This window comes from Arachidicoccus rhizosphaerae (genome assembly GCF_900107765.1).
GTDB classification, from domain to species: domain Bacteria; phylum Bacteroidota; class Bacteroidia; order Chitinophagales; family Chitinophagaceae; genus Arachidicoccus; species Arachidicoccus rhizosphaerae.
This window is the reverse complement of the sequence record NZ_FNQY01000001.1, coordinates 442,867-466,368: the sequence shown is the minus strand read 5'-3', so window position 1 is coordinate 466,368 and position 23,502 is coordinate 442,867. Positions and strand designations below refer to the sequence as shown.

The 23,502-nt window shown below is 41.4% G+C and carries 12 protein-coding genes; all 12 read right to left on the bottom strand.

The window, feature by feature from the left end:
* Nucleotides 1–79: 79 nt before the first annotated feature.
* Nucleotides 80–1,786 carry an ATP-binding protein gene (locus BLU80_RS01680; RefSeq protein WP_091392480.1) on the bottom strand — a complete coding sequence of 569 codons (1,707 nt, stop codon included), beginning with the start codon at nt 1,784–1,786 and terminating at the stop codon, nt 80–82.
* A 526-nt stretch (nt 1,787–2,312) separates the two neighbouring features.
* Nucleotides 2,313–3,851 (bottom strand): sialate O-acetylesterase, encoded by a 1,539-nt coding sequence (locus BLU80_RS01675; protein WP_091392478.1) that lies wholly within the window; start codon nt 3,849–3,851, stop codon nt 2,313–2,315.
* 45 nt (nt 3,852–3,896) lie between these two features.
* Nucleotides 3,897–6,935, bottom strand: coding sequence for a glycoside hydrolase family 2 protein (locus BLU80_RS01670; protein WP_244518665.1), 3,039 nt, complete (start codon nt 6,933–6,935; stop codon nt 3,897–3,899).
* A 151-nt stretch (nt 6,936–7,086) separates the two neighbouring features.
* Complete coding sequence (locus BLU80_RS01665) at nt 7,087–9,492, bottom strand: glycoside hydrolase family 2 TIM barrel-domain containing protein (protein WP_091392476.1); 2,406 nt, start codon at nt 9,490–9,492, stop codon at nt 7,087–7,089.
* Nucleotides 9,493–9,616: 124 nt separating this feature from the next.
* Complete coding sequence (locus tag BLU80_RS01660; RefSeq protein ID WP_244518664.1) at nt 9,617–11,491, bottom strand: rhamnogalacturonan lyase; 1,875 nt, start codon at nt 11,489–11,491, stop codon at nt 9,617–9,619.
* A gap of 12 nt (nt 11,492–11,503) precedes the next feature.
* Complete coding sequence (locus tag BLU80_RS01655) at nt 11,504–12,796, bottom strand: rhamnogalacturonan acetylesterase (RefSeq protein ID WP_091392474.1); 1,293 nt, start codon at nt 12,794–12,796, stop codon at nt 11,504–11,506.
* Between the two features lie 16 nt (nt 12,797–12,812).
* The gene (locus BLU80_RS01650; protein ID WP_091392471.1) at nt 12,813–13,553 is read right to left on the bottom strand and encodes a rhamnogalacturonan acetylesterase; all 741 of its coding nucleotides are present in this window, start codon (nt 13,551–13,553) and stop codon (nt 12,813–12,815) included.
* Between the two features lie 151 nt (nt 13,554–13,704).
* A complete protein-coding gene (locus BLU80_RS01645) occupies nt 13,705–15,465 on the bottom strand; it encodes a RagB/SusD family nutrient uptake outer membrane protein (protein ID WP_091392469.1) in 1,761 nt (586 codons plus the stop codon).
* 57 nt (nt 15,466–15,522) lie between these two features.
* Entirely contained in the window at nt 15,523–18,711 is a 3,189-nt protein-coding gene (locus BLU80_RS01640) for a SusC/RagA family TonB-linked outer membrane protein (protein ID WP_091392467.1), read from the bottom strand.
* A gap of 4 nt (nt 18,712–18,715) precedes the next feature.
* A complete protein-coding gene (locus BLU80_RS01635) occupies nt 18,716–20,155 on the bottom strand; it encodes a fasciclin domain-containing protein (protein WP_091392465.1) in 1,440 nt (479 codons plus the stop codon).
* A gap of 83 nt (nt 20,156–20,238) precedes the next feature.
* Entirely contained in the window at nt 20,239–21,918 is a 1,680-nt protein-coding gene (locus BLU80_RS01630) for a fasciclin domain-containing protein (RefSeq protein WP_091392463.1), read from the bottom strand.
* A gap of 72 nt (nt 21,919–21,990) precedes the next feature.
* Entirely contained in the window at nt 21,991–23,487 is a 1,497-nt protein-coding gene (locus BLU80_RS01625; protein ID WP_091392462.1) for a RagB/SusD family nutrient uptake outer membrane protein, read from the bottom strand.
* Nucleotides 23,488–23,502: the final 15 nt, after the last annotated feature.

Here is a 23,502-nt window from a genome sequence, read left to right as displayed (position 1 = left end):
AACGCTTTCAGCTCGTATAGTCTTTTTAACGAAGCAACCGAGCCTTTACAACTTGCATGTTACGTCAGGGAGACTGTCCTTAGGCCCGCTTAATCTCCTCCAAAATCTCCTGTATTGTTGAATCCAGCGCAGGAGCTGACTTTAAAACATCCGTCGGATACTCCTCCTTTAATAGTCGCAGACAAGCAAAATATATGGGACGTAGCCACACTCTGAAAGTCTCTTTACCTTTTGCAAATAACTGCATAGCCCAATTGTACTGGTTTTTAGTCAACAACTTTATAAAAAATGAGATTAACTCACGAACCAATTTCTGTTTATCTGCCTCATTTGTCCCATCCATCACAAAAGCAATTTTGTCTTCATGTGCCGTCAATAAATGGCATGGACACTCAAAATAACCTTGGTCTATTATCAGTGTTGCATAAACAACAGCCATATACGGATCATCAAAACGCTGGTTACTTATATTTTGAAGTTCCTTATCAATTGCAACCTGAACTTCCCCTGATTTATAAAAGCCGTTGGGATTTGCAGACTTAAGGTTGCGCAAATTATTTAATCCTGGAAACTGAATAATCGTAGATTCGGAACTAATTGCCTCTTCAGTATCACCATCTTGGTCTTTAATGCCAATCCACACTTCACAAAATCGAATTAAGGCAGCCGCATCAGCCATATTCCCATAGCGCAAGTTATACCACATATTGAATAGAAAATCATGTATACGATATAAGTGATTTTTTGAATCAGTTTCAATTTTGTCTACTGCTTTATTTTTTCTAAGGGTGCTTAATATGGAAGAAATGTATTTGCTCTCCATACCGGTTCCATGGACAATGTCTTTTACAGCTACCGCGTCCAGTCTACCTGCAATATAATCAATAACTCTTTGCTGTTGGTAGGGCATCTGCTCCATCTCCGTTTTATAACGTAACGTCAACAAATCCAACAACAAGAAAATGTCATCAACCCCGTTATTGCTTCCGTTTTGCATACTCTGGTACATATACCCCATAAGCCTTGGATTACCTTTTGTTAAACGTCGAAGCGCTTCAATACGGGCAGAATACCTCTTTGGTATCTGTTCCTCTTTTTTTGACTTCAATGACGGTTCAATGGTCTTCGCATACATATGCTCTGCCTCTTTCCGATTCAGCCCCTTTAGTTGAATTACTTTGAGATACTCATAAAATGGCAGATGATAATTTGAGACTTCATTAAAAAGGGAAGTAGCAGATCCGATAATACGGATATCCCTGGAAGTAGAGAGGACTTCCCTTAACCTTTGCTGTCCGTTTTTCCCTATTTTCCGGAAAAACGCATCCAGATTTTCAATAAACAAAATGACTTTTTTACTTCGCTCCTTTAGCATTTTTTCCAGCTTATAATAAGCCGATTCCTCATTTGCTTTTTCAAATAAAATTTCGACGGAATAAGCAGTGTCTTTTTTTTCGGGTAATGGGAAGCATTCAATTTGTGATGCAACATAATTCCAAAGCGTTTCTAAATCACCAAGAAAATATTGTTCTTCCTTAAAAATCACAGGAACAATCAGATTGCTAAGTTCGAGGTCGTCTTCAATAGCATATTTTATCCGCCATAAAAGCATCGTTTTCCCAATGCCATGTTCACCAATAACCAGGTAGCACTGCAAAGGCCCATTGTATGTGGTACCACGAAGCTCCAGCAGTATAATATCCAAAACACGCTGGTTAGCAACAAAGCCATCTATAAGTTCTTTTTTGCCCAAAAGGCCTGTATTATTTCTAACTTTATTATCCATAACTTAACACTCATGTCGTTTCCACCACTGCATGAGCACTGGCGATTTGAATTTATAAAAATTGTCATCCACAATTTCAATATATCCATCATAATTTAAGTTCTCCAATATTCTATTCATCGCATTCTCAGATAATATGCCTGAACCTAAATTTAACACAGATTCTCTACTAAGAACAATGCTCCCACAAAGCTGGCAAAGTAATTTTTGGATAAACGACCTTTCGTGTTCACTAAAAATTCTTTTTAACCGGGTTACAATTTCCCTAATGATAACAATAAATATATTGTCAAAATTAACGACAATATATTTATTGTCAAATAAAATCAAATAATGGCCTATCCTTCCCTAATACCGAAGAATACATTAGAATATGATATTCAATAAATTAGATTTATGTGAAAAAGAAAAATAAAAAGCACGAAGTAATAAACATGGACAAAATGCCGACAATACCTATCCTGCGGCGTGGCATCAATACGGGCATTTACAAAAATGGGCCAACCGTTCGGATGTAAATCCCATACTACCTTTTTCCCTGCGTTGGTCCCGGCCAGTCATCCGACCTGAATGGAGAAGCCGGAATATTGCTGTCATTGGTTAGGTTAGGGTCATCGGGATTATTATTAAACGCATACCGTACTGCGATCGGTTTTTTGACTTCTTTACTTGTTACCCTTATCTGATGAGTATTTATAATTTTGGCTTCGCCCCAGTACCATTTATGATCCGCACCGGCCAAAGCAAAACTTTGCGGTAATTTGCCATCGACAGTTTTTAACCCTTTTCCAACCTGGTCAAAATCTACAGTAACGGTTTTACCTGAATAAGTCGCTTTTATAAATCTTGGTCCTGAGGGCAGGATATTTTGTCCATACACGGCCCCTAAGGCCCAGGTTAACATGCGCTCGCCTACAATCTGTTTGTTATGAGGATGAATATTGTGCGCTTCACCCGCATCAATCAGTACAATCAGACCTGTTTTAGCCAGGCTATCGGAAGTCCTTCGTTGGGCATCTCTTAAAAAACTCCAGGCTCCGTCTACCGGCAGCTGGCTTTTATCCCTGTAATTGGGTAACTGGATAATGCCAAAAGGAAGTTCATACCCCCACTTGTCACGCCAGGACTGAATCATGGCAGGTAATAGAGACCTGTATTGTTCTGCCCGGCCTTCATTATTCTCTCCCTGATACCAGAATACTCCTTTTATCTGATAGGGAATCAATGGTTGGACCATATGATTATAAATGGAGGATGTCGGTCGGTAATCTCTCAGCGCTTCCGGCTGATGAGGTGCTTCTTTAGGTTTTCGCCCCGCTGCCTTTTCCTTTTCAGCATATGCCCTCCAGTCTTCCAGCTCTTTTGCATAACTAACCTGTACATTGGCTCTTTGTGAAGCCCACATGGTATCGCGGTCTATGCAAGGCTGTAATGCAGGTGTCCTTAAATATTCTCTGGGCGTCCAGGCTTCTGCCTGCGATCCTCCAAAAGAAGCATTGATGATACCCACCGGCACTTTAAGCTGCTTTTCTAACCCCAGTCCAAAATAATATCCTGCTGCGGAAAATTCCTTAACGGATTGAGGAGTACAGGGCTCCCAAGTCCCTATTGCCCCCCTGGTGTGACCAAAGGAATTTTCCCGGCTTACATTAAAGAGATGCAGCATCGGGTAATTGGCGGACGCAATAACGGAATCCCCTTTATTGGTCATTGGTAAAACAAGTTGCATATTAGACTGTCCTGCACATAACCAGACTTCTCCCACCACCACATCCTTTAAATGGATGGCATTAATACCCTGAATTAAAAGAGTCTGACCTGTTGCACTAGCCTCCAGCGGATCCAGGAAGATTTTCCAGTTGCCCGACATATCTGCCTTGGTTTGATGGAGCTGAGAGCCAAAAGTCACTTTAATATCTTCGCCCGGAAGCGCTGTACCCCAAATAGGGACAGCTGTATTACGTTGCAACACCATCCCGCTGGATAAAATATCCGGCAGTTTTACAAACCCATAAGACTTGACACCCAGAACAATAGCTATCAATAAAATATATAATCTTTTCATTTACATTCAATTTGTCATTTCCACGCCTAATTTCTTACCCAAAACCTACAACCTGGGTTTTTCGTAGAACTCTACCTCTATGATGCCTAAAGAACCTTTTAACTCGGAACCGGCTGCTTTAATCCCGTCACCTAACTTTTTACCATTTACTTCCCCTTCGATATCATCTTCCGTTTTAGCATTTCCGATAAGACTGATCATCACCTTCTTTCCTTTCGTTGGCGGGAACTCGATGCTGAAGTATCCCAAGCTCCTTTCTGTAAGCCCTCTAAAGACTTCGGTATCTTCTACCTTTACAGCAATCGGATACTGTTTGGTCCTGAAATTATTCAGTTTAATGTCTATTGCACTCAGTTGCGCTTCTCTTTCCAGCGTAAACTCCATCCAGGCTGTCTGAATTTTACCGTCATTGGACCAGCCGGATTTTTCGTTATCATCATAACATTTGCCAGCATCCTGTTGATTGACCCCTGCTCTGGCTGCGGAAACTTCCACAGGAATTCTACTGATGACATAAGAGGGTGTCTCAGGAGTAGTCCCCCTTGTTAACTGTCCGTTCAATCCATCAGATGGCAGGTTTTTGGCCAGTCCGTTTATAACCGTTACAGGCTTAGATTCAAACTGAATGGTCTGGGATTTTAGTCCTTCAGCCACAGCTGCAACGCTTATCAGACCAGGCTGTCTGGTAGCTCTGATAAACACCCGGTTTACTCCTCCTTCCACTGGAAGGATCTTGGCTCCGATATAGTTTCCGGGGCCCACAGCAATACCGCCTTTCCAAAGGGCAGGTCCATTTAACTTAAATTCAATCATATTTAAAGCCGTAGGGCACCTGTTGCCTTCCTTATCAACTACTTCAACTTCCAATAGTTGCAAATCATGACCGTCCGCAAGAAACGCCGTAGGCCGGTCAACTAAAGTAAGCTTTAAGGCTGCCGGCGTACCGGCAGTTTGTAACTGATGGGTCACAATGGCAGTATTATTTTTGTCATATCCCCTGGCCACTAACTGACCCTTTGCCCATTTGACATTTTTAAACTTAAATAAGAACTCTTTACTTTGTTCTCCATAGCCCAGGGATTTTCCATTCAAAAACAATGCTACTTTCGGGGCAGTTGAGACCACATATATATCCTTTTCAGTTCCTTCTGTATAGTTCCAGTGACCGATAATATGGATTCTTTGCTTTTCTGTATCTACCCAACCATCCCACATTACCTGATTGGCAAAGAAATTCTGCTTTTTAATCCGCATAGCATCTACCTCTCCACTGGTACGGTATACTTCCTGGCCTCTGTGGTGGGTATTGGAATCAGAAAACACGATATTCACACCTCCCGAACTGACCCTGCATCCTGTACCAGGCCGCACTTTCCAGTAATCATACCACCTGTTTACATTTTCAATGGCATGAGACTGCATATTGTGGTTATATTCCGGGGCGGGCTTTCCTCTATATAAAGGGCCGTCACCATCCTTGTGATAGGGAGGTGTATAGTCATCCCAATACTTGCGCAGACCTTCATCCCGGGAGAATTCCATTTCCCATAAAGGCTTGGTCGCACTTTTATCGATATACAGCATTTCTCCTCCGTATTCAGCTATCTGGCTGTCCAGCATTTCTCTGGATCCAATGGCTCTGCCTCCGTGCGGATCAAACTGATCCCGGATGGCCTTCATCTCCTGCATCTGGCTATCTATAATCCCTTTATTGCCACATTCATAGAAAATAATACTTGGATTATTTCTGTTATAAATAATGGCATCCCGCATCAGTTCCTTACGCTGTACCCATCTTTGGTCTTTTACATCGCCTTCGGAATCCCCGGCCGGCATGGCCTGCATCAGCCCCACCCTGTCACAGCTTTCAACGTCCTGCTTCCAAGGAGTAACATGCATCCATCTAACCAGATTTGCATTGCTTTCTATCATTAACCCGTTGCTATAATCACTTAACCAGGCTGGCACCGCATTACCGATAGCAGGCCATTCATTGGTCGTCCTTTGTGCATATCCATGTATATTAATAACCCGGTCGTTGAGATAGATCATGCCATTTTCAAAAGCGGTTTTTCTAAATCCTGTACGGGTGGTTACTGTATCTACAACGCTGTCACCCTGTTTAACAGTTGTCTGAACGTCATAAAGATATCCATATCCCCAACTCCAGAACTGAAGACCTTTGACCAGGTCGTCCGCTTTTAATACCGCTGTGCTGCCACGGGTCACCATCGTGGGTTTTCCCAAAAAACGTGCAACCTGCTTACCTCCCAAATCTTTTATTAATACTTCTAAATACAGACTTTTATCTGCTTCACTTTCATTTTTGACTTCTGATTCCACATGAACCTGAGCCGCACTTCCCGGTATATCAAAATTGGTCCCGTAAATATATATCCCGGTCGTAGCCAGGCTGGAAAATAAGGGCAGGGTCTGATATACCTGCGGTTTAATATGCAGATATAGATTTTTATTTAACCCTCCGTAATTGGCATAAAAATTCTTATCATTCCATTGATACCGGCTACCTGTTGCCTGCTGCCGATAATCCCAGCTGTTATCCGTTTTTACAGCTAGTACGTTTTCTTTGTCTCCATAAAACAAATAATCTGTCAAATCAAATCCGGAGGCCATCACACCGTTTTCACTTTTTCCAATCAGCTGACCATTTAAATAGAAAAAACCCGCCTGGCGGAGTCCTTCACATTCCAGAAATATTTTGTGTCCTTTAAAAGAGGCTGGAATACTAAAATGTTTCCTGTACCAGGCAATGCCAGTAGATAATTCTGCTATATCCTTTTTAAAAGCATCATTTTCATTCCAGGCATAGGGTAAGCTTCTGCTGTCCCAGGAGGAATCATTAAAATCCTTATTGGACGCATCAGTGGCATCCCCCACCAAGACCTTCCAGTCAGGATTAAAATTAAACTTGACGGAGCTACTCTTTGGACCATTTAACAGCTCCTCCATAAAATGATCTGTGTGGTCATTTTGGAAAGAATATCTACCAAACACCTTGGGTGCAATAGCTAGAGGAGCTATGCCTCCCAGCAATTTTAACGCTCTTCTTCTGGATATGCCCATGGATAAAAATTTAAATTTCGGAATTTAGATACCTTTTTCAAGCAGGGGTATTTAAACCAAAATATAATCTATTGAAATGGTTAAAAAGCGTGTTCCCAAAAAACCAGCGGGAACACGCAAACAAACCACCTTATAACGTCTTCTAAATATTTTAATGTGTCGCTAAAAGCAGTGTACTGCCTTTTAAGCCGGGGGCATTTACACGAATGGAAACAGCTCCGGGCTTTTGATCTGCCCTGAGAATACACATCGCAAACCCGTTATGAAGCTTGCGTACAGGCTGATCAAAAAGCTCATCGCTATATTGGTCTCCATTATCAACTGCGAGTAACTTGGCGGCCCCGGTGACACTAAAGGTGACAGCTTCCGGACTTACGTTATATACGCGCGCACCATTTTTATCTACCGCATATACCTTTATATAATTCAGCGACATACCATCTGCAGTCCAGTTATTGTTTTCTGCCACTAGCTTCAATGCTACGGCCTTTCCGGTCGTTTTAAGCTGATGTCTGGCGACTTCTTTACCATTATTTCTGGCCACGGCCACAATTTCCCCAGGCTGATACACTACATCTTTCCATAAAATGACATTTTGTTTGTCCCCGGTTCCTTCATTTTTCCTGATTCCTATAGATTTTCCGTTTACGAACAGTTCTACTTGCTCAGCGTTGGTATAGGTATAAATATTATACTTTCTGCCGGCTTCCCAGTTCCAATTGGATTGTACATTATTTCTGCCAACGACTATATCATTCCATGTAATAGAATCTGCAGCTGTTCCCTGAACAGCAATATGTACCAATGGTTCCTCTTTAAAAATGCTCTTTATGAGGTATGCCTGAGGGTAGGCATTTAAAGCATGATCAAAAAAGGAAAAATCCCATCCTTTTTTAGGCCATCCGTTTGACTCCCCCCAATAGGAGATGGCTCCCCAATAAGCCAGACCGATCATCTTTTCGCGGTTCATTCCAAAATAAGGCGCTGTCAACTCATTGGTAGAGGCCTCACTCTGGAATATATTCATATCCGGTGCGTGCTTTAAGTAATCGGGATAGTTTTTCCACCGGTAGTTAAAGCTGGAAACCTCAGTTACGGTAGCGAGCTCAGGAGGGAATATTTTTATATCAAAATCAGGATCTGTCTTCCCGATTGCCCCCGCTCTGGCAGGAAACATGGCAACGGTCGTCTTTCTGGTAGAATCATATCTTTTGGCCAGGACATTCATTATTCTATAGGTCGTCACACCCCAGTCCTCGGTCGGAAATCCAGCAAAATCCTCTCGCATCTGTAACTCATTGCCAAAGGACCACAAAATAACGGAAGGATGATTTCTGTCTCTTTTTAACCATTCTATTTCATTCTGATACCAGATGGAAGTCCAAGGCTTGCTTCCCGCCCAGTAGTCGTCGTTACTCCATTTATCATATAGCTCGTCTATAATAAGCAGCCCCTTTTCATCAGCCAAACGTAAAAATGTGCTGGAATAGGGATTATGTGAGGTCCGGATGGCATTAAAACCATAGGCTTTAAGCGTATCCATTTCTCTTGCAATGGCCGTCTGATAGGCAGCTACACCAACAGCACCCAGGTCATCATGATTGGCAATACCTTTAATAAATACCTTTTTCCCGTTCAGTTTAAACCCGAAATCCTTTGAAAATTCAATGGTCCTTATACCAAACTGCTGCTGAACACGGTCTATTACTTTTCCATCAAGGACAAGACTAAGTCTGGCTGTATATAAGTTCGGCGTTTCACAGGACCATAACTTAGGATTTAAAACCTTCACCATAGGCAACTTCGCTTCTACGGTATGTAGTTTATTTCTCTGAGGCGCCGGCAAATGAGTCTCTGCCACCTTGTTTCCCGCAGCATCGAATATTTCCGCTTCAATATTAAGGTCATAGCTTTTGTTTCTAATGCCATCTATACCAATCTGAATAGCAACGCTGGCCTCCTCTTTATTAATTTGGGGAGTTGTAATATAAATGCCATGCCTGGCGACGGATATCGGATTTTTAACGATCAGGTGTACATCTCTGAATAGCCCTCCTCCGGTATACCATCTGGAACCATTCCTCTTCCCGGTTGAAGCCCTTACAGCCAGTACATTGGTGCTGTCATATTTAATCAGGTTTGTGATATCTGCGCCAAAGCCAAGGTATCCGTAATCTGTTTCACCAATAGGATGTCCGTTTAACCAGGCCTCTCCGGTAAGCATGATACCTTCAAAATCCAATAACACTTTTTGTCCCTTCCAGCTGGGATCTGCGTTAAAGGATTTTCGATACCAGCCAACACCCATTTTCTTAAATCCTCTGGCTCCTCCGCTAGCGGAATCCCAGGGTTGATTAATCTGAAAATCATGCGGAATATTAAGCGTGGTCCAGTCTGCATCATTTAAAGAGGGATTTTGTCCGTTGGCAATGTCTCCATAGTGAAACTTCCATCCAAAATCAAATAACTCCTGAATGCGGCCATTATTTGAACTTTGACTTTTGCCGGCTATGACAAAAAATAGAAAATAAAATACAGCCCAGTATTTTTTACCCATGATTAAAAAAGTATTGCATAAGATCGATAAAAACAGCATCAATTCATTCCAAACAAATATAAGTTAAGGCAGGGATACAACTATCCTGCACCGTCCTGTACGCCCTTCATCACTAGGTTATAAATCAATGACTGGATTTTATAATCCTTATATCCGGTTTGGGAGGCGCTGTCATGCCTTCTCCCAGATAATAATCCGTGTAGGCAGGCTGATTGTACCCGACATTTTGCCAGGCAATACCCATTCTGTATTGAGGATTGTGCATCAGTGTATACAGCCTGTGGCTGGTTGGAATCCCGGTGGAAAAAATCCTCAATTCTTTATTATCCATGGTTCTGTATATCACTTCTTCTCTCCAGTCTCCCAGTAAATCTGCAGCCAGTACCGGATTTGACTTGGTGCCGTTATTGGAAACGCAGTTAAAATTTCTGGCATCAAATAATCTTTGCTGGGAAGAATCTTTCCAGTTCCATTTATCAATATGAGTTCCGTCTAAAAGCTCACTCAATAAATCACCGTCCCACCAAATCCTGAAATTAGTACTTCTGGGAGAACGCTTACTAATCACTTGGCCTTTAATGTCTTTAAGGCCGCCGCTTCCACCCCAAAGCTCATACCCTTTAAACCTGGGATCTATATCCGCGGCAAGTCCCCTGCCGACATCCTGATCAACATTGTCATACCACAGGATCTTACCGGTTCTGGCATTAAACAATGCGGCGCCCAACCCTTGAGCTCCATTCTCTAATTCATGTATACCCCAAACCAGCTGATCTTTATTATCCGGATCAAAATGGCTCACATGGACCGCATCGCCGTGCCGAAGTCCGGTGGTATATAACCCATTGCCGTTATCATCCACACACATGCTGCCATAAATGATTTCATCTTTACCATCATGATCCACATCTGCTACGGATAAATTATGATATCCTTGTCCTGAAAAGGGGTTTTTGCCATCGTGAGAATCAAAAACCCATCTGGAAACCAGTTTTTTATCCTTAAAATCCCAGGCCGCCAGTACAGAGCGTCCATAATAGCCCCGGCACATGACAACACTTGGATGTTTACCATCTAAATAAGCGATACAGGCCAAAAACCGGTCTGCCCTGTTTCCATAATGATCATTGCCTTTATTGCCGCCGATACCGCCCCAGCCGCCAATATCACCCCGTGGTGGGATATATGGCACCGTAGAAACAGCCTTCCCTGTCTGCCCATCGAAAACGGTTAAATATTCGGGGCCTTCCAGTATCCGGCCGCGGCTGTTCCGATAATCTTTTGTAGCGTCTCCTATCACATTCCCCTTTCCATCTATGGTTCCGTCTGCTGTTTTCATGACCACTTCGGCTTTGCCGTCGCCATCCAGATCGTATACCATAAACTGTGTATAATGAGCCCCTTCTCTGATATTCTTGCCCAGATTTATTTCCCATAGCAAGGTTCCGTCCAGTTTATAGGCTTGAAATATGGGCGGATCCGTTATCCCGTCCTGGGAATTATCATGGCCTCTTCCGGTCTGATGCAGGATTATCTCATACTGACCGTCACCATCCAGATCCCCCACTGAGGCGTCGTTGGGGGTGTATCCCTTGGGTGTCTTGAGCACAATGGATAGATATACGGGCTGATGCGGCTTTAAGGCAAAAGAGCCGTCCGTTGACTTTTCAATACCCCCCTTTACCGTCCGGACAAAATAAGTATTTACAGCACTAGTATCCGACGTATTGTCAGTAAAATCCGTACCTTCCATTAACGGCTTCTGATTCAGCCTGGTGGTATCGCCATTGGTAACACGGTACAAATTAAATCCTACACTGTTATCCTCATTTTCAAATAATCTCCAGGAAACAAAGACCTGGCCATTGCCTTCATTTATGGCATACACCCCTCTGTCTAAATATTCCATGGTCCGCTGGCCTTTTGCCGCTGGTAAAAAAACCAGTCCCGAAAGCATTGCCAGCCCTAAAAAGCTGCTAACTTTTCCAATCATTGTCATAAGATTTTGGTTTTAGTTCCCGTAAGGTTTTGCTTCTGAAAACATGGGTGTCACTGGCAAGGTCCAGTTCTTAAATGCATCCGGATGGCGTACATCGAAGGCATCGAGGTCGTCTTTTAAATATTTTTTGAGCGCCAGATCGGAACTTTGAATGCCCTTAACCATACATTTAGCCAAAACATAAGCCCCGAAAGTGCTGAAATGCGTATTATCCTCTAATAACCGGTTCTGCCCCGGAAAAGAGCCGATCGGATATTGAACAAATAACTTTCGGGAGGCACTGTCGCCATAAGCTTCATACAGCGTTTTAGTCATTTCATTTAAATCTATCAGTGAAACCCCTTCTTTCTTTGCCTCAAGACGCATGGCGTCAGGAAAATCCCCCAATGTATTAATCACCTTGCCATTTTTATCAAAATTTCTCCGATTCGTGGAAGTTACAAATACAGGAATCGCACCATGATTTCTGGCTGAATCCGCAAATATTTTTAAGTACTTATTATACGTGGTATATGCCAGCTCTCCGGATCCTTTCTTTTGATCATTATGGGCAAATTCAATAAATACATAATCGCCCTTGTGCAACATGGAAGCCACCTTGTCCAGTCTTTTCCTGCTAAAAGAAGATTTTAAAGTTTCTCCGGAGGCCGCCATATTGGTGACCACGACTTTGTCATCCTTAAAAAATGCAGGAATCATCTGACCCCAGCAGCACCAGGGCTCCAGTGCCTGATTGGTGACCGTGGAATTACCCATTAAAAACACTTGAATGGGTCGATCAATGGGTTCTATCGTAAGGGAATTAATGCATGGATTTGTATTGCTAAACTCCAGGGTCAGTTTATTATCCCAGTCCAGTTTATCTTGTTCCCGGGGTTTAAGATGCACCATTTTATCTCCCGAAATAATACTATCCCAGACACTTACGTTAAAAGAAATCTTTTTTAATTCACCTGGCTTTGTATCGACTTCCTTTACCATCAGCCTTCTGGATTCTGCTTTTATCGTTGTAGAAGTAGCCCTTTGCGCATCACCTAAGATAACGGTTACTTTATAATTCCCCTGAGGGAGTTTGGTGGAGAAAAAAAGAGAACCTACTGCTGTGCAATAATCTCCAGTCGCAATAGGGTTGCAGCCTAAATCAAAGCCAAACCCTCTGGCTTCATTATAAGTATCTATAGCCGTTACTTTTGTATAACCCGGCTCCTCATGGCCGGTTCCAAAATCAAATTTTTGAATAATCTGGGCATTCATGCTGCAAATGCAGCCACAACAAAACAATACAACAAAAACGATTCGTTTCATAACTAGATGTTTTTCTTTATAAAATATACGTATCAATTGGGGATATCTTTTGGGATTTAATAGCCGAGGCGACGATTCCCGCCACCATTTTTGCTCCGGAAAGTCTGAGGTGCGTATTATCTGTTTTACCCTCAGGGTAGGCTTTATATAATCCGGGGCCGAAATTCATAAATAAGGCTTTGGATTTTTCAGGCCCTAGCTGAATAATCTCTTTAGCAAAAAGACTGTCTATATCAAGAACCGGCACATTGCATATCTGGGCTGCCTTTTTCGCCTCCGCTGGGTAAAGGCCGTGACCATCATGATAAATTCCGTTCTTATCAAAATTGCGCATGGCTATCGGGGTCAGAATAATGGGATTGGCTCCTTTTGCCCGGACATCACCAATCATCGCAATTAAGTTATTTTTATATTCCTCAGGTGTTGTATAGCGCTCGGGCTTTCTTTTGTCATGGTCATTATGCCCAAATTCAATAATGACCCAATCATCTTTACGTAACTGATTCAACAGACCTTGCCAATGGCCTTCTGCCTTAAAACTCCTGGTACTTCTTCCCCCTCTTGCCAGATCATGAATTTCCACGTTTTGTTTAAAACAGGCGCCAAAGACCTGCCCCCACCCCCTTTGCGGTGTATTTAGCGTGTCATACAATTGCATGGTAGAATCTCCGGCCATAAAGATTCTGAGCCTGGGCTGTTCTGGTACTAAAAAAGAACAGCAACAAATCAATACCAACAAATAACGAAATGTCTTCATAATAATATTTCTAAAAAGAACCCCACTTAATCAAACATATGGATTAAATGGGGCAATCTTTAAATGTACAACGATATAAAAATCCAGTTACAACAAAAGTAATTAAGTGTTAATTATTCACTTGATTAGATTTTATGATGATTAAATCCGTTTAATCCCAATTAAAGGGCAAAAACCAGTTTTTTGTATCCGCCAGTCTTGAACTTACGGAAGCCGCTAAATCAGTTCGTCCGCTTGCCTTAAATTTGGCACTAATTGCATTTTGAAGGAAACTTACCCCGCTTCCGGCCTTTTGTTTTTCCCTGCGAAGAGCAACTCTGAGTAAATCCGGCCACCTGCTTCCTTCAAAAGCCAGTTCCATGCCTGAATAATGCAATAAATCATCCATCATATCCAGTTCCAGACTATCCTGGCTGCTGGCTGTAAGGAATTGCCTGGGTAAAACGGTCGTATCAAAATATTTCGCAGAATCAATTATCTCGGCAGGGACGGAGACCCGTCCGTTTATTCCAGTATTTCTATACCAGGGCGCCCTGTAAGATGGATAATCTCCCATTCTGGCGTCAAAATCATAAGGTGCACCAAAACTTTGCATATAATCAGACACATCATCCGTCTGGGCCAGACCTAAGGGGTTAAATCCGCCTCTTATCCCATTATTCATTAATGAATAGGCTAAGCGGGTTCTACCGTCATGAATAGCACACTCACTATAATGGAAATGCAGGGTGGCGGCACGGTACAATACCCATTTATCCGCTGTCTTAAAGGGATCCATCGGATCAAAATTTGAGCTGAACTTATTGACGACTGGCTGTCCACCGACCAATTTGTAAGATGCGCCGTTCCCTCTGTAATCACCAGGGGTACTGTCTGTTCTGATTTGTTTATCCCACTCGTTGATTATAAGTTGCGAAGGCTTCAATAAATACCCGTTACCGGAATTATAAAATAAATTAACGAACGGGTTCTCCGGTGCAAAATTATCATCAAATGGCAGATCCCATATAATTTCATAATTAGAATAACGCTCTCCATAAGTCTCGACAAATATATTGGACCAGTTAGCACCATTAATCTGTGCAGTATAAGCAACCTTATAGGTCTCATAATACTGCTCGCTATTCATGGCCGGATAGAGCTGATCACTATAGTTCATAACAGAATGATAGTAAGTGGCAGCAGTCGTATAATTCCCTTTCCACAAATACAGGTCTCCCAGTAATAATTCTATTGGAATAAAGAATTTATCCGTAGCATATCCATCAATGGTCGTTAACAGAGAGGTCCCGGTAGGAAAAGGTTTTTTATAAGGCAGGCTTTCAGCAAAAACAGTTAATGAATCCAGTAAGGCGGAAAACTCCAGCCTTGGATAATTCGATTGATTTTTAACCGCATCCACATCTTTTAATGGATTGGTAACATAAGGAATGGTCCCGTACTGGACTCCCAGTTGCAGATATAGCCAGGTTCTGATAGCCCCCACTGCGGAATAGCGAATATCAAAAGCTTCCTGGGTCAACCTGTTATCCTTTAACATCTCTTTGAAATTAGCGATAGCGTCATTGCAATTCATGATCACTTTATAAAATGGTCTTGGATCTGCATAAGGGTTATCCTGGGAAGAGGTTTCCTGATTGAGTTCGATTAAATATTTATCTGCATTGGAGGTCACGTCCATCAAATCCCCCCTTAATTCATTCAAAACCACATATTGCTTGGAAAGTCCCATCACCTGACCGTAAATCCCGAAAATTGCGGCATCCGCATCGTTGACATCTCTATACACCTGGGATTCGTCCAGCACATTATCCGGTTTTATATCAAAAGTCTTTTGACAGGAGTAAAGCATGCCGGACAGCACTAAAATCCCTAAAAACCATTTTGAAACATTATTAAATAAAGTAGTCATCACTAATTTTTTAAATTGATTTAGAAGCCACTATAAACAACTTCACTATATAAATTATTAGAACCCGAGCCGTACACCTGCCTGAACCGTTTTATATACAGGTGCCAGTCCCAGATCCACTCCCTGACCATACAGGCTATTGGTTGAACTGAATTCCGGGTCATAACCCAGATATTTAGTCCAGGTAAACAGGTTATTTCCGGTCAGATAAATTCTTACGTATTTCAGCGTTGCTGTCTTAACAGGAATATCATAGGATAGGGTGACTGTTCTGAGCCTTAAATAGGATCCATCTTCAATCCATCTGTCAGAGAATCTGGCATTGCCGGCCGGGTCGCCCCATGCAGCTCTTGGAACCGATGTCTGCTGTCCATCGTATCTCCACCTGTTATTTACCGCATCTGACTGATTGTTATAATTACTCATGGATTCTAACTGCATTCTGGTATAATTATAAATATCGTTGCCCTGACTGAACGTAAACAAGGTATTTAAAGTCCAGTGTTTCCAGGAAAAATCGTTGGAGATGCCTCCGAAAAGTGTTGGGTTAGGGTTGCCAATGACGACTCTGTCCGCATCATTAATGATATGATTCCCGTCTTTGTCATAAAACTTCACATCGCCACCGGCAAAGCTGACTATATTGCCGGCAGCATCTTCATATTGAAGTCCGGAAGCCTGGGCTTCTGCATCGGAGCTAAATACGCCCTGGGTTTTAAATCCATAAAACTGATTGGCGGCAGCCCCGGCCTTTGTTATATAAGTAGCGCCAACATAATCCGTCAATAAGGCTCCTATCGGGAATTTGGAGACTTTATTGGTATACTTGCCTAAGTTAATCCCAAAATCCCATTTAAACTTATGATTAATCAATCTTGCATTTAAAGCCAGATTAATCCCGTTATTGCCTAAGGTGCTGTTGTTAGAGACTATATTATCGATTCCGACATACTCAGCAGTCTGATCAATAGTAATGACGTTATAGCTTTTGTTATGAAAATAATCAAAACTGAAATTCAGTCTTTCATTAAATAAAGCGGCGTCTAAGCCGACATTCAACTGATCGGTGGTTTCCCATTCCAGGGCAGGATTTCCGATGTTACCCCTGACGATTCCCTGACTGCCCACCAAGTTCTGGGATTCATAATAAGTTCTGGCACTATAATTACCAATATCATCATTTCCCACACGGCTAAAAGAGGCGCGTAACTTTAAATTATCGACAAAACGAACATTTTTGAAAAACTGTTCAGAACTGATAAGCCAACCCAGTGCCAGCGAAGGATTTAATGCGAATTTAACGCCGCCCAGGCTTAAGCCGTCAGGAGCCTGTTTACCAAACCTGGAAGAAGCATCGGCCGCAACGTTTAAAGCAATATAATACCGGTCCTTAATGGAATAATCTCCATGTAAATAATTATTCATCCAATTCCATTTTCCATTGGACCCCCCAACAGTTCTCAAGGATGAACTACCCATGCCCACACTCACAAACTCATCTGTCGCAGAGTTGTAACCATGTCCATATTCGTTCTCATATTTATTATTTTCAACCCTGTACCCTAAATCCACCTGCAATTTATGGTTGCTATTAAACTGCTTGGTATAAGACAAAGCGGTATTATTATAGAAAGAAGAATACCTCGCCATGTTGCTGCCGGAACGATTAAAAGCAACAGCAGTCTGTAAAGTATCAGGTACAATCCCTGCTTCAGGCACAAACATATCCTCCTGCATCTTGTCAAAAGTCAACCCTAAAATAGTTTTAATAGAGAAATTGTCATTTAGTTCATAGTTGAATTTAACGGTCCCGGTAAAACGATAGCTTTTATTTTTCCCCTGCATATTATTGGAAATTGCAACTGGATTGGATACCCTAAAGGTGTCATAATCAGAAAGGTTGGGTGATGCGACACCATTGTCATCCCTTACGTTTACCCCTAAAAAAGGTGCTTTAATCAAGGCAATTGACAACGGGCTTAAGACACCCTCTCCCCCTTGCTCCATTAAATTCTGCTGGGTAGATACCAGTCCGAGGTTAACAGATGCGGTTAGCTTTTTTGACAACAATAAATCTCCATTAAAGCGCATCTGATATTTATTGAGATCGGCATTTTTCAGAACGCCGCCGTTGGTGAGATATCCTAAAGAAAGGGCATATTTGGCGATATTATCACCTCCCGTAACTTTGAGATAGTAATTATTATTATAACTGCTGTTCAGCACCTGCCTTTGCCAATCCGTATTATTATGATACGTATAATAATCATCTGCCGATTTATGATCATTCATATAAGGCAAATCATCAATTTGCTCAGCAGACAATCCTTTCGTTTTTAATAACTCAGAAAGCATAATCCTGTAATCGTCCGCATTCATTACAGGCAAATTGGATGGCAGAAAATTATAACCCCCATAAGCTGCGAAATCTATCCTGGTCGCCAATTCCTGTGATCTGGCCGTTGTAATTAAAATCACACCGTTTGCTCCTTTTGTCCCATACGTAGAATTACCACCTTTGATAACTGTAATATTATCTATATCCTTTATATCAATATCAGACAAAGGATTATACATATTGCCTAAGACCAGCGAGTGTCCATATTCATTATTATCAAAAGGAACACCATCCACAACTATTAAAGGCTGATTGGTCGCGTTAAATGAATTGATCCCATTTAAAGCCATATTCGCACCAATTCCCGGGGTTCCGGAATGCCTGATGACATTCAACCCGGCAATTTTTCCCTGCAGGTATGAATCAGGCGTCTCGGTCACACTCTGTCCCCATCGGTTATCAGCGCTAAATGCCTGAATAGAATAAGGAATGTAATCTTTAGGCTTTTTACCGAATACCAAGGAAGCGCTTGCGTATTGGGAATTATACCCCTGCTCAAATAAGTCAACAGTAACTTTATTTCGACCACGGAGTGCCACCTGTTTATCCTGCAACCCATCACCACTCAAATAAAGAACTGACTGTAAATCATGCACAGCAATTTTAAAGTAGCCACTGTCATCGGAAATGGCAGCAGCATAACCGGGCACGGAAACTGAAATACCGCCTATCGCATTTTTACTGGCTGCAGAACGGATAACACCATTTACAAAAACAGTATCCTTTACAACACTTGCACTATTTAGTTTTGTTGGTACGTTATTTTGGGCATCCACATTTGTGAAAAACACCAAAGCGGTAAAAAAAGTAAGTGGTAAAACTTTGAAAATAATATTAGTTCGATGCATAGTTTTAATTTAGAACGGGTACTAATTTTATATAATCACAAACAATTGTATTCTTACCATTTGAAGTCGTATTATTCCCAATCAGAAATACATCCTCCAATCCATGCTTAACTGGGGTAAAATCTCCTATATAAACATCACTGTAATCCGTAAGCCCCACATCAGTATAAGGCATAGAATAATCAAAAGGTATATTTTTGGGGTCAGCAAATGCCGTATCCACATGTTGATTAAAGGCCAGCATCATAGGGAAAGTCCCTGTTTGAAAATCATTCACTGCACGCCAATATACTTTATAAGTCACGGCATTCAGGGTAACCGGATAACGGACCCAATAAGAAGCAATACCAAAATTCTCCATAAGTAAATCCTTGAAAACAGAATCCGTCGCCGGATCTCTTCTTTTTCTGATGGTATAACTTTTTGTATTATCATACCGGTCGTAGAAGCTTTCGGCTTCAATGGTGACAGGCTTTATTTTAGTTCCCAAATCATAACTTAGGGAATTCACGACATATACAATCCCGTTACTTACGTTGATTGTCTTTACGATACTGCTTGCATTCAGATGAATCGCCAGGCTGTCTTTCGCTGAATAAACAGTCTGCGGAATACTTCCCGGTTGAATAACACCGTTGATTGTTAAGTCTTTAATTATATTCCACTGGTTTACACTATCTGTCACTGCCTGTGTAGAATCAGTAAAGAAAGGTAGCAATTTTGACTCTTCTGCCTGATAAGCCTGGTCGGTTAAAACGATATAGGTCAATAAAGAGTCTTCGCTATCGATATTTATTTTCCGAAAATAGGTGTTAAGTTTTGGAAGAATCACATTTGCGCTTTTCAAAGAATCTCTATATAGACTATCTATGGATGCACTGTAATACAAAGTCTTTAAATAACCATATTGCAAGCCTGTCGCATAATTATCACGTAAATATTCAAAGGCATTAACCTGAGGCTTAATAGCGGAATTAATTTTATAGAGTACACCGTTTTTTGCGCTTATATCCTTTGCCGTAAATGCAATTCCATTTATAGAGTCTTTTGAAAACAGCACTCTTTTTCCGCTATATGTTCGGATGCGAATGGAAGAGTCTGCCGCCTCTTTTGAATAAAAGGACTGACTGCCAATACAGTTTGATATGAACAACTTTAAACTCACAGAGTCACTTACGTAAGAATCATCAAGAGCCTCCAACGCGGTATTATCCGGAGCCCATACGGTGAACGTCTTGGAAGATGAGAGCACCTTATCATAACCGGTTTTTACTAAATATTTAGAAAACAGACTTAAATCTGAATCCGCATTAATCAAATCCATCAGGCTTTCCGTTCCTGCCACAGAGGTTACCTCTGTTCTATTATCCCACTGTTCCTTACGACAGGAACCAAGCAAAATGATGGAGACGAGCACTAATATTAAAAATTTATATAATCTCATTTATTTTTCATTTTTCTAAGTCATTATAAAAAGAGTCAAAATGAGGGGCCGACCTAAACCATCAACCCCTAGCAAACACAACACTATTCACTGGCACTATAGTGCGCTATTCCATCCTGGTCAAAACGAGGCCATTGTTGATCCATATCTGAAGGGATAAACTGTATCATATCCAACCAGTTATAGTTATCTCCGCCAGACAAGGCTGTAAATCTGATGGTATGCTGGCCAGTTGTCTGAATGTTTATCGTACCTACCAGGTAAGCCGGAACATTACTGGATGTACTCGTTGTATAATGCTTCCACCCCTGGGCTTCAAGCACCGCATCTGTTCCTGACGGAAGATATATGGACTTATTATAAGTTCTCTGCATAACGGTGCTATCTATGGAGACCTGTAAAATCTGGCTCTTGCCGGCAGTTCTCCAACAAATCCAGACTTTATATGTACCTGCCACGAGCATTGGCGTTTTTAATTCGACCCAGTCCATTCTATTGCTACCCATAGGCAACTCCAAATAATCGTAATTTACCACAGGGCTGCTTCCGCTGGCACCACCAACATAACCAATTTGCGGACGTGAGGATTTACCATCAGCTGCCGTAATAAAGGAGGGCAGTTGATCCCATGGGTAATAATAGGATTGTTTGCCATAGTAAGCCGGAAGGTTCATGATTTCGGTGTACTGGCATACATCCCAATAAACCGGGAATGGCGACCTTTGTTTAATGGATAACAGAGAAGTGGTTTTATGTAATACCCCGTTGGTTGCAGACACATCGCTTCCTGTTCTCGGAATTAAAATACCTGGCTCATGCACGCCATTGAAAACATCATCATTTAATAAGATAGAGTCATTGCTGTATTTAACGGTAAGTGCTTGTAAGGGGGCCCAGGTTGAGTACGAAGTAACAGTAACGATATCCGCCAAATAGTTAGCCCGATTAACAATGTGATAATCAACAAATAAATGCAAACTATCATAAGGGTCTTTTGGGTTTCCGGTATTACTGTATTTTTCTTTCAGGTCCTCATAAGAGTTTATGCCGTTTGCATTAAAAACGGAGTCCGTCTGTGCAAATAGCGTTAACCAGGCTTTTGTGCTGTCCGCATTATCAACCGCAGCAATATTTAAAGAATCATACAACCCTGTTGCTTTAAGAGCCTCGGCAAAAATAGAATAGTCGGGATCAGCACTTACTAAACCCGCTAATGTTTTAGTGGCTGGCGTTAATACGTTATCAATAACATGAATAACCCCGTTGCCTTCTCTTAGGTTACTTTCAATGATATTGGCCTGTCTGTTTACTCTGTAATAGGTCGAGCCGTTAGAATTACTGGCCCCGGTAACCAGATACTGCCCATACATTGTCAGATAAGGTAATTTCCCATCGGTAAATGAAATGGTATAAACGGTATCATTAATTAAATGAAATTTCAAAAAGTCCTTGACACTATCAACATTCAACTGGCTAATGGAGTCTTTACTTCTGCTTTTAAGATAACTCTGGACGGCCGAGTTGGTAGGAAGAAACAAAGTATAACTGCCGTAGGCACTTAAAAACCCGTCATATCCTGTTACGGAAAGCATTTGCCTGAATAAAGAAAAAGAGTCAAGATGTTCATCAATATAGCCAACTATATTCACATCCGTAGATGTTGAATATACAATCGGTACCTTTCTGCAACTTAACCAGATCCCTGAAATAAAGCTTAATGCAATAACTGCAAACAGAACCCTTTGTTTAAAAACCTTTTTCATGCTTTATATATTTATCGCTAAGCGTGTTTTTTATTTAAATCCCCGAATCAATTTTAATTATGGCCTCTACTGTTAATTTCCATAAAATGGATTTTGAACCAGCTTTTTATCTGCCTGAAGTTCATCTGTATTGATGGGCAGATAATGACTATTGATGTCCTTATATTTATTGATGATGGTTTGTATTACGTTTTTTGGTGCATTTATAATCGCAGCTTCCGTCAGAACGCTCAGATTTTTATAATTATCACGTTTGGCGTAACGCAATAAATCAAACCATCTTTTCCCTTCAAAAGCAAATTCTCTGGCGCGTTCATCCAGGACATATTTGGCAATATCTTCAGTTGCACTGGGGTCTTCTGACTCTTGGGTTAAATCAATTGCCTGCCCTCTGTCACGTACCATATTTATTAAATCCAGCGCTTCCTGCCCTCTGTTCAGATAACAAAGTGCCTCAGCCTTCATTAAGAGAACGTCCGCATAGCGGTAGACAATCCAATGTGCATAAGACTCATCAGAAGTACGCAAAGTATAATCTTCTCCTGCACTGGCACCTGCATATTTTAAAATAGTTCCGTTTGTTCCGACATATGACCCATTGTTACCCCGAATATCCGCAGCAAGTCCGGTCTGATCAAGACCATAGATATCATTACTTAGATGATCTGTAGAAGCAATATACTGGTTAGAAGAGGTAATCAGCATGCTATAAAACGGATTCAGCGCCTGGGCATCAAATTGAAGTTCAAAAATCCCTTCACTGGAATTTCCGGTATAATACAAATCGTTAAACCAGTTTTCCTGGGTTTTACCTGCTACCAGGGTATACAGCCCGGAATTAATGATGGAATCACATGCAATCACACAGCTATCATATTTATCATCCCACAAGTAAGCATCGGCCTCCATGGCAAATACAGCATATTTAGTTATTCTACCTTTATCGCGATCATTGGAGCCGAAAGATCTGACTGCATATTTTTCAGCAAATTTTAAATCTGTAATTATTTGATTATAAACATCCTGCTTGGAGCTTTTTTCCAATTGTTCCACATCGGCGTCTGTTGATACGGCTTTCACCTGTAATGGCACTTCTCCAAACGTTCTCAGCAAATAAAAATACATGAGTCCTCTGATGGCATGCGCTTCTGCTAAATAGGCATTCTGTGCGGAGTCCGTTAAAGTGGCATCCTTGTTTATAACATCCGGCCCATACTCCAGAACGGTATTACAGTTATTAATGGTTTTATAAACAGGTGACCAGTCTGTAAAAGAATTGGACGGCAAAATATTATCTTGCATTATATTAACTGCATCATCTGGTGTTCTGAGTGTGGAAGCGACCATATCGGCTCTGATTTCTCCCCAGACAAATAAATCCTCTACCAAATCCTGATTCAGCAGACTTTCATAACATCCTGTCACCGCTGCTGCCAGCTGTTCTTTTGTTTGCCAGTAATCATCTCTGATAAGCCCATCCTGAGGCTTTACCGTCAGCCATTTATTACAGGAAACCAGTAATAGTAAGGCAGCGCAGCTAAATGATATATATCTGAAAAGCTTTGTCATTATATTAATTTTAAT

Bases quoted from the DNA above. Each gene is read 5' to 3' on its own strand.
- BLU80_RS01680 (WP_091392480.1), bottom strand. From the start codon at position 1,786: ATGGATAATAAAGTTAGAAATAATACAGGCCTTTTGGGCAAAAAAGAA.
- BLU80_RS01675 (WP_091392478.1), bottom strand. From the start codon at position 3,851: ATGAAAAGATTATATATTTTATTGATAGCTATTGTTCTGGGTGTCAAG.
- BLU80_RS01670 (WP_244518665.1), bottom strand. From the start codon at position 6,935: ATGGGCATATCCAGAAGAAGAGCGTTAAAATTGCTGGGAGGCATAGCT.
- BLU80_RS01665 (WP_091392476.1), bottom strand. From the start codon at position 9,492: ATGGGTAAAAAATACTGGGCTGTATTTTATTTTCTATTTTTTGTCATA.
- BLU80_RS01660 (WP_244518664.1), bottom strand. From the start codon at position 11,491: ATGACAATGATTGGAAAAGTTAGCAGCTTTTTAGGGCTGGCAATGCTT.
- BLU80_RS01655 (WP_091392474.1), bottom strand. From the start codon at position 12,796: ATGAAACGAATCGTTTTTGTTGTATTGTTTTGTTGTGGCTGCATTTGC.
- BLU80_RS01650 (WP_091392471.1), bottom strand. From the start codon at position 13,553: ATGAAGACATTTCGTTATTTGTTGGTATTGATTTGTTGCTGTTCTTTT.
- BLU80_RS01645 (WP_091392469.1), bottom strand. From the start codon at position 15,465: ATGACTACTTTATTTAATAATGTTTCAAAATGGTTTTTAGGGATTTTA.
- BLU80_RS01640 (WP_091392467.1), bottom strand. From the start codon at position 18,711: ATGCATCGAACTAATATTATTTTCAAAGTTTTACCACTTACTTTTTTT.
- BLU80_RS01635 (WP_091392465.1), bottom strand. From the start codon at position 20,155: ATGAGATTATATAAATTTTTAATATTAGTGCTCGTCTCCATCATTTTG.
- BLU80_RS01630 (WP_091392463.1), bottom strand. From the start codon at position 21,918: ATGAAAAAGGTTTTTAAACAAAGGGTTCTGTTTGCAGTTATTGCATTA.
- BLU80_RS01625 (WP_091392462.1), bottom strand. From the start codon at position 23,487: ATGACAAAGCTTTTCAGATATATATCATTTAGCTGCGCTGCCTTACTA.